General features: G+C 36.2%; 15 protein-coding genes. 6 read left to right on the plus strand and 9 right to left on the minus strand.

The features are described 5' to 3' along the window. Positions 1–61: 61 nt before the first annotated feature. Positions 62–850 carry an HAD family hydrolase gene (locus tag DCE79_RS15500; RefSeq protein WP_108713897.1) on the minus strand — a complete coding sequence of 263 codons (789 nt, stop codon included), beginning with the start codon at positions 848–850 and terminating at the stop codon, positions 62–64. 153 nt (positions 851–1,003) lie between these two features. Then, entirely contained in the window at positions 1,004–1,270 is a 267-nt protein-coding gene (locus DCE79_RS15505; protein WP_234417280.1) for a DUF3006 domain-containing protein, read from the minus strand. A 463-nt stretch (positions 1,271–1,733) separates the two neighbouring features. Here DCE79_RS15505 and DCE79_RS15510 point away from each other — a divergent pair, with 463 nt between their 5' ends. Further along, complete coding sequence (locus tag DCE79_RS15510; RefSeq protein WP_108713899.1) at positions 1,734–2,108, plus strand: hypothetical protein; 375 nt, start codon at positions 1,734–1,736, stop codon at positions 2,106–2,108. A 35-nt stretch (positions 2,109–2,143) separates the two neighbouring features. Here the strand turns inward: DCE79_RS15510 and DCE79_RS15515 are convergent, their stop codons facing one another. Beyond that, positions 2,144–2,488 (minus strand): YlbF family regulator, encoded by a 345-nt coding sequence (locus DCE79_RS15515; protein ID WP_108713900.1) that lies wholly within the window; start codon positions 2,486–2,488, stop codon positions 2,144–2,146. A 23-nt stretch (positions 2,489–2,511) separates the two neighbouring features. Next, positions 2,512–3,657, minus strand: a complete 1,146-nt coding sequence (locus tag DCE79_RS15520; RefSeq protein WP_108713901.1) for a DUF445 domain-containing protein — start codon at positions 3,655–3,657, stop codon at positions 2,512–2,514. Positions 3,658–3,765: 108 nt separating this feature from the next. Here DCE79_RS15520 and DCE79_RS15525 point away from each other — a divergent pair, with 108 nt between their 5' ends. Next, positions 3,766–3,975: a YheE family protein gene (locus DCE79_RS15525; protein WP_108713902.1), complete on the plus strand. Its 210-nt coding sequence runs from the start codon at positions 3,766–3,768 to the stop codon at positions 3,973–3,975. 500 nt (positions 3,976–4,475) lie between these two features. After that, complete coding sequence (locus DCE79_RS15530) at positions 4,476–5,786, plus strand: hemolysin family protein (protein WP_199912338.1); 1,311 nt, start codon at positions 4,476–4,478, stop codon at positions 5,784–5,786. A gap of 97 nt (positions 5,787–5,883) precedes the next feature. Here the strand turns inward: DCE79_RS15530 and DCE79_RS15535 are convergent, their stop codons facing one another. From DCE79_RS15535 to DCE79_RS15545, 3 genes are all read right to left on the minus strand, one after another. After that, complete coding sequence (locus DCE79_RS15535; RefSeq protein WP_108713904.1) at positions 5,884–6,531, minus strand: response regulator; 648 nt, start codon at positions 6,529–6,531, stop codon at positions 5,884–5,886. Between the two features lie 12 nt (positions 6,532–6,543). Continuing rightward, the gene (locus tag DCE79_RS15540) at positions 6,544–7,656 is read right to left on the minus strand and encodes a GAF domain-containing sensor histidine kinase (RefSeq protein WP_108713905.1); all 1,113 of its coding nucleotides are present in this window, start codon (positions 7,654–7,656) and stop codon (positions 6,544–6,546) included. Between the two features lie 133 nt (positions 7,657–7,789). Further along, positions 7,790–9,331, minus strand: coding sequence for a carbon-nitrogen hydrolase family protein (locus DCE79_RS15545; RefSeq protein ID WP_108713906.1), 1,542 nt, complete (start codon positions 9,329–9,331; stop codon positions 7,790–7,792). 130 nt (positions 9,332–9,461) lie between these two features. Here DCE79_RS15545 and DCE79_RS15550 point away from each other — a divergent pair, with 130 nt between their 5' ends. Genes DCE79_RS15550 through DCE79_RS15560 form a run of 3 tightly spaced genes read left to right on the plus strand, consistent with a single transcriptional unit; the run spans position 9,462 to position 11,257 of the window. Beyond that, a complete protein-coding gene (locus tag DCE79_RS15550; RefSeq protein WP_108713907.1) occupies positions 9,462–9,887 on the plus strand; it encodes a disulfide oxidoreductase in 426 nt (141 codons plus the stop codon). Continuing rightward, complete coding sequence (locus tag DCE79_RS15555; protein WP_108713908.1) at positions 9,888–10,358, plus strand: thioredoxin family protein; 471 nt, start codon at positions 9,888–9,890, stop codon at positions 10,356–10,358. It begins immediately after the preceding gene. Between the two features lie 59 nt (positions 10,359–10,417). After that, positions 10,418–11,257, plus strand: coding sequence for an RluA family pseudouridine synthase (locus DCE79_RS15560; RefSeq protein WP_108713909.1), 840 nt, complete (start codon positions 10,418–10,420; stop codon positions 11,255–11,257). Positions 11,258–11,303: 46 nt separating this feature from the next. Here the strand turns inward: DCE79_RS15560 and DCE79_RS15565 are convergent, their stop codons facing one another. Then, entirely contained in the window at positions 11,304–11,849 is a 546-nt protein-coding gene (locus DCE79_RS15565; protein ID WP_108713910.1) for an acyl dehydratase, read from the minus strand. Between the two features lie 29 nt (positions 11,850–11,878). Further along, entirely contained in the window at positions 11,879–12,709 is an 831-nt protein-coding gene (locus DCE79_RS15570; RefSeq protein WP_108713911.1) for an aldo/keto reductase, read from the minus strand. Positions 12,710–12,759 lie beyond the last annotated feature (50 nt).

Genomic DNA, 12,759 nt, shown 5'->3' on the forward strand with positions numbered 1-12,759 from the left:
ATGTTTTTGACAATTTAAAAAACGTACAAAAAGTTCTTGTACGTTTTTTAAATCGAGTCGCTTACAGTGATTTTAGAAGTGCTAAAAACTCAGTTAAAGAAGTAACTTCAAATGTAGGGGTTACATCCGGATGTTGTGGTTTGTTTTCACGGTTAATCCATACATTACGCATCCCTACTCGAGAAGATCCTAAAATATCAGTCATTAAATTATCGCCAACCATTATGCCATTTTCTTTCGTTACTTGGGCCTTTTCCATCACATATTCAAAAATCGATGCGGCAGGTTTTCCAATTCCAAAGTCACCAGAAATAACAATATGATCAAAATAAGGTACGATTTCAGGTGTAATTTCTAATTTTAAATTTTGTAAGCTCGGTGCACCATTTGTTAGTAGTACAAGCTGGTATTTTCCTTTTAACGCATCTAATACAGCAAATGTATCCTCATAGAAAAAAGGCGCTTTTTTGCGTTCTTCTACAAAGCGTTCCCCTAGCTCCGCGCCAAATGTAGCATCCTCCACACCAAGTGCCTGTAACCCATTTGTCCAAGCTGCGGCACGATAGCCTGGTACAATTTCTTTCATCCTTTGAAATTGTGGAGTTGGGTCATCGAATGTTCCCCAAAGCCCCTCAAATGGATTAATTCCGATTAATACTGTGTAATCATATGTATCATAGCCTTCGTAAAGTGTTCTTGCCGCTTTACGTACTGCTTCTTCAAACGTCTTAGCATCTATGTTTTTTTGTGTACTCGCAAATTCACACGTTTTTTCAAAAGCAGTTTTTACTGATTTTTGATCAAATAGTAATGTGTCATCTAAATCGAAAATAATTGTCTTGATCGCCATTTTATACGCTCCTAAAATTCATTTCATTGCAGCTTTATTTTAGCATAACAAAACACTAGTGTTCTGATTTTTCTAAAATTTTAGTGGTTTTCAACAAAACAAAACCTCGCTTTTTAAGATTTCCATCAAAATAGCGAGGTCTTTTATCAATCTTTACTTTTTCTCACGGAGTTGCTTCATCAGTTGTTGGATACGCGCTTTTTGAGCATTTGTTTCTTCGTGTAATACGTTCATATTATACGTGATACCATTATCCTCAATACGAACGATATCACCTTCCTTTACGGGTACGACTATATCAGAACGATGGATAAGTAATTGTTCAGTTTCTTCTGGACGTTTTAAAAATATGGCATATTCGCCATCAAATCGATCTAACGTGTAGTTATGGTAACTCACTAACCATTTCCCCTTTCGCATTCAGTAATTGTGCAGCACAATGTAATCGAGCTCGTTGCCCCAATACCTGTCCACTTTGGTGCGTCCATTCCATAAGTATCGCCATCAGTTTACAACAATAGCGCAATAAGCAATGATGAAATTAAAAACACACAAGAAAAGACTAATTATTTTTACTCATCAAAAATAATTAGTCCTTTATAAATAGTTACGTTTTATATAATTCGTCCAAAATTAATATTATTTCATCAAAAAATGAGATGGATTAACCAGTCATCTTATTTCAATTAAAAAATTAAGCTATTTCAAATTGTTTAACCAAATTTTAACCTTTATTACTTATACTGTATATAGAAGGTAGAAGTAACTCATAGTTTTCACTATATAATTTTACATTTTAATGTATTTTCCAACAAACATTGGATTTAAATAACAGAATATTTTATCATTTGGATAATTATCAATTATATTTGGAGGTGTAAGTATGAATCTAGTTAATAAGAAGGCATCCTTTCAATTTACAAACATCTTAAATCGATTGTCGATTAATGTGCAGAACTTTGACTTATCTCGCTGTGACGAACGTACTTTTTACATTACGATTGCGGTCCAACATGTTAATCATTCAACGACTTGTGATTTAATTTTTTTAATTGATCGCGATGAATTATTCGGGGCTATTTCATTAAATAATTTATATGAAAATGTTCAAAATTTCTTTGTAAAACACTTTAATTACAGTTTGCTGTATATCGATGAAATGCAAATTGCACAGCGAGCTTCTGAAAATAAAAAATTCACAGAATGCATGCGTACCTACATGCAAAAGTATCCGAAATACGAAGCAAAGTTATCATAAAAAAAGGGTCACACAAATTGTGTGGCCCCTCTTTTTTATAGTCCATCATATAATGATTGAATCGGTTGTGTGATGACACGGTTTACTTCTTCAATAACAGTACTTAAAGCCATTTCCGCCTCAAGCATAGCTAGAATTTTTACATCTTGCTGTGCTAATTGTGCTGTTTTTTGAAGATATCCATATTCTTCTTCCGTTAGATCTTCACCAGCAACTTGTTTTTGTTGCAGCTTCATTTGAATATCACGGAAGTTTGTAAATAATACTTTGGCTTGCTCATCCGCACGAACCTCATCCACTGCCTTTTGTAAATTAGCAAACTCATCTGTTTTACGTAAAGTTGCTTGTAACTTATTTAAATCCTCATAAATATTAATCATTTTTCCTGCCTGCTTTCTTCATTTTAATTTGTCATTAAGACAATAATCGCTTGGATGATCCCAACAAGACCCCCAATAATCCCACCTAGCCAAGTGATTAACTTGAGTTCTTTACTAATGATTCCTAAAACTAATTCTTCTAGCTTGGCAATAGGGAATGAATCCACTTGCTCACGAACAACATCAGCTAAATTTAATCGTTTTAATACATCTTCAATTTTACCTTCAGCTGCAATAAATAATTTATCGACTACTTTTGGTATTAACTCATTAGTTGTCCACATATTTCCTTGTGGCCAATAATCATTTATGGTTTTATCTAAGCGTGTTTCCAACGCCAATTCACGTTTTGCGTAAGCTTGGACACTGCTTTCAATCGTATCAAAATTCACGTCATTCATAAAGTCCATTGCAGGACGATTTTTAATTTTTTCCCATTCTGAGCTAAAAATACGATTTAAAAGACCTGCTGTACCTGGAGCTTGTAAAAACTTCACTAACTCACGTTGCACTTTGTCAACGAGTGAATTGGAATCTCCTAAAAACATTTGAATCATGCCGCCAAATGAACCTTTTGACGATAAAAAATCATCTAGCATATTTTTAATTGTCATTGTACCTTCAGGTGATAAAAAGTAATCTTCACCTTTTTGTAAAATTTGAACGACTGCATCTTCAATTTTCCGATCTAATACTGGCACTAAATCTTGAGGTAATAACTCGCGAATTGCTTTTGTTGACAGTGTGTTTTTCACCGAAGCAAATTGACTTGCTATCACTTCATCCACTTTGTTTTCAATTGTTTGTGGCAGTTCCTCAAATCCTGCTAAATGAAGCCAATCATTGATTGTTTTGTCATTCGTAAATACTTCCTGCGTGATTTTTTGTTGTGCAAATGTTAAAACACTTGCGCGCACTTCTGGTGATAAAAATTTCTTTTTAATCGTATCTGGAGTTAATAAATATTCCGATACCGTTTTGCCAAGCTGAATCGCTAAATCCCCACGACGTTTTGGGATGAGTCCTGGTGTTAGTGGCAAGCGCCATTTATAAAAATATATTGGCTTGTACGGTCTAAATAACATTTTAATCGCCATATAGTTCGTCGCAGCTCCAACAACTGCTCCGACAACGCCTAGCAATAATAATAACGAAATAAATTCGCTCATAATCTCACTCTTTCTTATTAAGTTCTATTTCCCTATTATTAATAAAATAAAAGAAGAATTGCAACAATGTGCTACTTTCTTGTACGATTGAATAGGGAGGGGAATTTCATGATTCAACATTTCAGCTACAAATCTCTATTTGACAACAGCCAAATTCCAGGCTGGTCAGTTAGTTTCTTCTATCAAAATCAGCGTTACGCTGCAGAGTATTATAAAGATGGACGTATTCAATTTATCGGTGCAGCTCCAAATGAAGAAAGTCGTTCAAACGTAGAAAAAATGATTCACGAATTAATGCTGTTCCATGTTTATGAATAGAACCTAACTCTATAGGGTAAATTAAAAGAGCATCTCACAAACAGAGATGCTCTTTTTATGCGCGTCCGAGCTAATCACAAATCAACATTTCTTTGGATAGAGGTTAAACTGGCGGGTTTTCCCCTCTATTCAATATTGAATTTATCATTATCTACCATTTTACAGTACCATACACTAATTAATATTTCAATATTTCAAAAATTGTTATTTCACTACTATTTTTTATCCATTCTTTTCCTAATACTAATTTCGAAAGGATAATAAAAAAAATAATGATATTTACATAGTAGTTTATTATTTTCGTCCAAGGTAGAAATGTTCGATATAACTCAGCAAATTTTTTTTGTTCCCCAATTACATAATTTGTTTTTTTAACGTAAATATTTTATCATAGAAGTATTAAATTTTTTTTAGGAGGTGTACTCTTTACTTGCCCCGCTCATTTGTGCTGTAAGTAAGGAATATATTTGGACGTAGACATAGGTGGGTTAACCATTCGGCTGGTAGCATTTGCTGCCCTAATTGCCGCCACGGCATTTTTCGTTGCAACCGAGTTTGCAATAGTTAAAGTAAGAACAACAAAGATCGATCAGCTTGTAGCTGAAGGTAACAAAAAGGCCATTCGTGCTAGAAAAGTTTTAACGAATCTCGATGAGTATTTATCTGCTTGTCAGCTTGGGATTACGATTACTTCTCTTGGACTTGGTTGGCTTGGAGAACCGACATTCGAAATTATTCTCCATCCACTTTTCGAACTTATCGGATTAAGTGGTAGTGTTACATCAGTTCTTTCATTTATTCTTGCATTCTCATTCGTAACATTTGTACACGTTGTCGTAGGGGAATTAGTACCGAAAACTCTTGCTATTCATAAAGCGGAAGAAATCACTTTAAACTTATCTGGAGCTATCATTACATTCCATAACGTAATGTATATTTTCATCCGTGTATTAAATAGCTCTGCACGTCTCATAGCTGGCCTATTTGGCTTTAAATCGATTTCTGAGACAGAAGCAGCACACTCTGAAGAAGAGCTTCGCATTATTTTATCAGACAGTTACAAAGGTGGAGAAATCAACTCATCTGAATACGAATACGTAAACAGCATCTTTGAATTTTCTGAGCGTATTGCGAAGGAGATTATGGTACCTCGAACTGAAATTACTAGTATTGAAAAAGATCAAACGCTTCGCGAAGTTTTTGAAGTTATGGGAATTGAGCAATATACTCGTTATCCTGTAACAGATGGAGATAAAGACCATGTTATCGGTCTTGTTAACATGAAGCATTTGTTAACTGCTTATATTAAAGATCCTGCAAATGGAGAGAACAAAGTAGAGGAATATATGCAGCCCGTTATTCGCGTAATTGAAACAATTCAAATTAGTGAATTATTATTAAAAATCCAAAGTGAACGCATTCATATGGCGATCTTAATGGATGAATACGGCGGTACGTCTGGTTTAGTAACAATTGAAGACATTATCGAAGAAATCGTAGGGGATATCCAAGATGAATTTGATGATGATGAAGTTCCTGAAGTTCAAGAAATTTCAGAAGACCACTACATTTTCGATTCTAAAATGTTATTACAAGAAATTAATGATATTTTAGGGACTGACATTGAAGATGAAGATATCGATACAATCGGTGGTTGGTTCATGACGCAACACTTTGATGTTGAAGAGGGCGATACCATTGAAGAACAAGGCTATCAATTTAAAGTTACAGAATTAGATGGTCACCACATTTTATATCTAGAAGTGACAAAACTTCCAGAGTCAGAATTACAAGAAGAACCGCAAGATTAATTGGTTACGACACTCCTTTTCATAATGAGGGGTGTCGTTTTTACGTAAAACAGCAGGCTGCTTGTTAGACATCATCTAAAAAGCAGCCTGCTGTTTTTTATTTCCCACTACCTTCTGTCAAATTATGCTTTACTGCATATAGAGCGGCTTGCGTTCGATCTTGCACATGAAGCTTTGTGAAAATATTTGAAATGTGAGTTTTGACCGTCTTCTCTGTTACATATAAAGATGACGCAATTTCACGGTTGCTCTTTCCTTTTGTCAGCTCTGCTAATACATCTTGCTCGCGAGGCGTTAACGGATTGATGATATGTGGTTTATTTCCTTCTTCCCTTAATCCTTCTTCTAACTGTGATGTTGCCTCTGGATGAATCGTATGTTCACCACGCATGATTTGGCGAATCGATTCTACTAAATCATCTGGCTCAATGTCTTTTAATTGATAACCTGATGCGCCTGCTTCTATCGCTGGTAATACATGGTCTTTATCTGAAAAGCTTGTTAGCATTAGAACTTGAATTTCTGGCCACTTCTTTTTAATTTTTTTCGTTGCCTGAATACCGTCCATTTCAGGCATGACTAAATCCATCAATACAATGTCTGGTAAAAGCTTTTCAACAAGTGCCACCGCTTCTAATCCATTTTTAGCCTCACCAACAACTTCGATATCTTTCTGCGTTTTTAAAAAGAACAATAAACCTCGACGTACCACATGATGATCATCTGCAATTAATACACGAATCATTTTGTATTCCCCCTAATACGGTAAACGAATTAATAACTCGGTTCCTTTTCCTATTTCACTTACCCAATCTGCCGCTCCACCAACTGCGTGTGCACGATCCTTAATTGATTGGATCCCCATTGATGGTATATCATTATGTGCTTCCATGTTAAACCCGCGCCCTGCATCTTTGATGACAAGCAAAATATCAGTAGCTGTCACATTAATATAGATTTTTGCAGTCGATACACCTGAATGTTTGCGCACATTATTAAGCGCTTCTTGGGTGATTCGAAACAGTGTTTCCTCCACGCGCGAAGGAAATTGAATAACGCCTGACACATTCACTGTTAATTTTAAATTCAACATTTCTGCATATACTTTAATCGCTTCAATGAGGCCGCTTTCCAATCCTCTTGGTCGAAGCTGCCAAATTAGTGCACGCATTTCGGTTAATGCTCCTTGCGTTAACTGTTGAATCTCTTTGAAGGTTTCTTTAATTTCTTCTTGTTCACTCATCTCAATTCCTGCTCGTGCTGTGAGTGTAACGGAGAATAATAGCTGATTTACAGAATCATGAAGGTCACGTGCTAAACGGTTTCTCTCTTGTACAAGCGCGATTTCCTGCTGTTCATTCGTCAGGTAAATACGCTTTATTGCAGATCCCATTTGAAAGGCAACCGATTCTAATAAATCCAATTCTTCGTCAGTAAAGCGAATCCTATTTCTTGATGCCACGTTTAGTAAACCAAAGCGCTCTTGCCCTGATTGTAACGGCACAGTTGCATGATGGGTAATTTCATTATTGTCACCTACATTTGCTTCTATCGCACTTTCTATACGCTGACATTCAATAATATTGGATGCTTTCGTTAATTCATCATTGCGGAAGCGCGATACACACCAACAGCCCCCTCGCTTTAAATGCTGGCAATCATTGTGACTAAGTGCATCAGGTAAGTTTTGTTTGACGACAAGCTCCGATTTCCCTTTTTCATCGATAAAGAAAACCCAGCCCGTCTCGAATTTAGTTCCGCTTAAAAATTTGGATAATGCGCCATTTAACATTGGAATCATTTCGGTTTCTTCATTTAATAATTCGGCAATTTCTTTTAAAATTGCGATATTCGAATGGTCTTTTGTCATAGTGAATCGTCCTTTACTACTTACACTTTTCTTTATCATACCACTTCATGAAATATGTTCGCATCGCTATATGTCTCATACTTTTGAATGAAAAAAATCCTGCTACTATTTAAAAGTGCAGGATTTTATAAAATTATTTTAAATAATCCACACGATACACATCATGACGACGATCTTTTAAATGTTTGACCGTTCCATCTTGTCGTTGACGGCGCAGGATTTCTAAATCTACGTCTCCGATTAAAACCATTTCTACGTTTGGACTCGTTTCACCAACAATCCCGTCGCGTGCAAATTCAAAGTCATTTGGTGCGAATATACCCGATTGTGCGTACTGAATATCCATGTTTTCGGTTTCAGGCAAATTACCGACTGTCCCTGAAATAACTGTATAAATTTGATTTTCAACTGCTCGTGCTTGAGCGCAATATCGGACACGCAGGTAGCCTTGTCTATCTTCTGTACAAAACGGTGTAAAAATAATATTTGCCCCCATATCTGTTGCGATACGCGCAAGCTCTGGAAACTCAATATCGTAGCAGATTTGAATCGCAATCTTACCACAGTCCGTATCAAACACCTCGACTTTATCGCCACTACTTATACCCCACCATTTTCGTTCGTTTGGTGTAATATGCACCTTATATTGCTTTTCAATTGTTCCGTCTCGTCTAAATAAATAAGCAATGTTATAAATTTCTTCGTCCTCTTCCTCGACAAAGTGTGAGCCACCAATAATATTGACGTTATAACGCACCGCTAAATTTGTGAACAGCTCAATGTATTTTGGTGTAAATTCCGTCAATTTCCGAACTGCTTGTGAAGGTGACTTTTCATTTAAAAAGCTCATTAGTTGTGTCGTGAAAATCTCAGGAAACACGACAAAATCTGAAGCGGCATCTGAGCCTACATCGACAAAATACTCACATTGCTTTGCGAAATCCTCAAACGACTCAATCGCACGCATCATATATTGCACAACGCAAATACGCACCGGATAACTCGTTTTAAAATGACGTTTTGAATGCGGTTTGTAATCGACATTGTTCCATTCCATCAGTGTCGCATACTTTCCTGATGCTACATCATCTGGTAAATAGTTTGGATTAATACGCATTAATATAAAACCGTTCATCATTTGGAACGTTAACACAGGATCATAAATTTTATGACGGCTCACTGCATCGACGTACTCACGCGGACTCATCTCAGTAGAATGTACATGAAAATTTGGAATCCGCCCCCCGATAATAATCGATTTCAAATTAAGTGAACGAGCCAAATCCTTTCGCGCATCATATAAACGTTGTCCGACCTTCATACGACGATATTGTGGGTGTACCATCACTTCAATACCGTACAAGTTATAGCCATTCGGATCATGATTTGTAATAAAACCATTTGCTGTAATGTCATTCCACGTGTGCCGATCATCGTATTCATCGAAGTTAATACGTAGGCTTGAACAAGAACCAATCACTTCCCCGTCTAGCTCAGCAACAATTTGCCCCTCCGGAAAAATGGATAAATGACTATATAAATGCGCTAGTTCCCAAGGTTCCATTCCTGGAAATGAAAGTCGTTGGATTTCTAAAATTGCTTCGATATCTTCTGTCGTCATATTTCGAAGAATCATTGGTTTTTCAAATTTTGAAATATCTAATGCATCACTCATAAATGCTCCCCCTTTACTTACTACTAAACATTTCCTTTTATAGGTATCCATTAAACGTAAATAATTTACTTTTTCTCGAATTCAAACTATAATCAAGTGAAGTTAAATTCTGAAATTAAGAGGTAGATTTATGTCAAAAAAGCTTGAAAATGCCTTACTTATGACTTGGGTCGTTTCTTTAATGGCAACGTTCGGATCACTTTATTTTTCTGAAATACGTGGTTATGAACCGTGTACGCTTTGTTGGTACCAACGTATATTGATGTACCCAATCGTCATTATGACAACTGTTTCTTACATACAAAAAAATGCGAAGATTGCTTTAACAACTGCTGTATTCTCTATTATTGGCGCTTTAACGTCTTTATATCACTACGGCTTACAAAAACTCACTTTCCTACAAGATTCTGCACCAGCATGTGGACGCGTTCCGTGTACTGGAGAATATATTAACTGGTTTGGATTTATCACCATTCCATTTTTAGCACTTATTGCTTTTATATTAATTGCAATCATTAGTATTTATATGCTTAAGGTTTTAAAGGAGGAAAAGTAATTGAAAAAGCTAGCTATCGTTGGTGTTATTATTGTTGTATTATTTGCAGCGATTATCTTACTAACAAATATGTCCAATAAAAACAAATTAGAAGGTAACCCCTATGGTACCGAAAGTTTAAAACAATCCACTATTGATTTATTAGATGATGAAAATTATCAAAATATTATTCTACCAGATGCGTTAGCAGAAGAAATCGCGTCAGGTGAAGGCGTTGTCGGCTATTTCTTCAGTCCAGAATGTTCACACTGCAAAGCCTACACACCAAAATTAATGCCAATCGCGGATGACTTAAATATTCAGATTGACCAATTAAATGTTTTAGAATTTGAAGATGCGTGGAATACTTATGGTATCGAAGCGACACCAACAATGATTTACTTTAAAGATGGTAAAGAAGTAAATCGATTAGTAGGCGATGCATCAGAAGAAGCAACTCGTCAATTCTTTAACGATGTTGTGTTAAAATAAGATATCGACGTTAAAATCGTGTTCAGTCATGGGCACGATTTTTCATTTGGAGGAAAAATATGTTCACTTATACAATTAACCAAAACGGTCTTACCGTTGAAGAACTGCTACGTACAAAATGGCGATTAGGAAAAAAAATCGTCCATGAACTACGTATGGCAAAGGCCGTTACATTAAACGGCGAACCGGTCTTATGGAAAGAGCCTTTAGATAAAGGAACAAAAATCCACTTTGCTTTTGAAGTACCTGCTTCAAACTACGATCCTACACCAGAGTGCGAAGTGAAAATTCGTTATGAAGATGAGCACTGCTTAATCGTAGCGAAGCCAAAATGGATGGCCACTCATCCAAATGATCCAGGAGACCGTGATACATGTATGAACCATGTAATGCGCCACGTAATCGATAACGGTGGCCATTATGCAGAGCATGTACACCGTTTAGATTCAGGAACAGACGGTTTACTACTTGTTGCAAAGCATCCTATCGCAAAATCAATTTTTGACCGTATGATTGAAGAAAAATCAATTGTCCGTACGTACGCTGCTGAAGTACAAGGTAATATTCGTACAGATGGCGGTACAATTAAAGCACCCATTGGAAAAGACCGTCACCATAATACACGCCGCGTTGTGACACCAGATGGTCAAGGACAAAGTGCTATTACGCATTATGAAGTTGTGAATCGCTACCAAGGTACTTGTGTTGTCCATGTTGTCCTTGAAACAGGTCGTACACACCAAATTCGTGTGCACATGGCGCATTTAGGTCACCCAATTGTTGGGGATACAATGTATGGGGCGCGTATAACAGATTCTGGTGATTATGCACTACATGCCATTCAATTGGCATTTGAACACCCATTTTTAAATGAATATATTGTTGTAAAAGACCAATAAAGCAAAAAGAGTGAGCCCACTAAAATATAATGGACTCACTCTTTTTTTACTTTTCACGCTCAATAAATCTCACATTATATTGACTCGTTAATTGATAAATTTTACTTTTTGCTTCTGAATTAAATTGTCCTGTTTCAGGAATAATAATTTGCTTACCATCATTTGCGGTAAAAATATATTCACCAACATCTCCAATGACATACTCCAGTACAACTTCGTTCACATCATCCCAACGAACAATTTGTTCATCAAATAAATGCTGCTGTACAATTTGCTCATCATTAATTTTCACATAACTTAATGTCGCCATATACAACATCCCTATACTTCCCCCAATTAAAAGCACAGAAGCGATGTATGTTAATACATTTCGTTTATAAGCTAATAAAATACAGAACAATATCACTACAACACACGCAATAGAAACAAGCATAAAATTGATTCCACTTGGAAAAAGTACAAATGCGGATGCATCATATAAAAATGTTTGTACGTGGAATATTGGATAAAATAGCACCACAAGCGGTGTCAATAGTGCAGCCGCAAGCGCAGCCATTGAAAAAAGTAAACCCGGTGAAAGTCTTTTAAACATAATTTTTCCCTCCTCAAAGTGAAATAATATTAAAAATCGAATTTAAAGTTATCTGGATTTTGTCCGAAACGCTCGTTACAATTCAAATCATTTAGCTGTTCCATTGTTTCTTTTGTTAATTCAAAATGAAACAGTTCGCTATTTTCTTTAATACGTGTTGGTGTTACGGATTTTGGAATGACAATTACATCATTTTGCAAGTGCCAACGTAAAATGATTTGTGCTGGCGTTACATCATACTCTTTAGCAATATTCATAATCGTTTTATCATTTAACACATTCCCGCGGCCAAGTGGTGACCAGGCTGTTACCGCGATATTTTGTTCCGCGCAAAATGCTCGTAATGGCGCCTGACTTAAATAAGGATGTAGTTCAATTTGGTTGACCATTGGTGCGATATTGCAACTCGCTATGATTTCTTTTAAATGATGTTCATGGTGATTAGATACACCTGGCACGCGAATTAATTTTTCATCATATAATCGTTCAATGGCACGGTACGTATCTGTAAATTTCCCTTCCACTGGCCAATGTGTTAAATAAAGGTCCACATAATCCATATTTAACTTTTTTAGGGATGTTTCAAATGCTCGTAATGTATTGTCGTAGCCTTGATCACTATTCCAGACTTTCGTAGTGACAAAAATATCTTCACGTCGTACGGATGAATGACGAATTGCTTCTCCAACCTCTTCTTCGTTGTAATAAAGTGCTGCTGTATCTACCGCGCGATACCCTAAATCAAGGGCTGTTGAAATGGCTTGCAAAGTTTCATCACGATTTGTCATTTTATAAACCCCTAAACCAACGCAGGGCATTTCTACACCATTTGTTAATGTTTTCGTAGTTTGTAAATTCATATTTCCCACCTCATTCTAATATTATTTTTATTATATCATTGAATATTCAC

Origin of the sequence: Lysinibacillus sp. 2017, from assembly GCF_003073375.1 — a bacterium.
GTDB lineage: Bacteria > Bacillota > Bacilli > Bacillales_A > Planococcaceae > Solibacillus.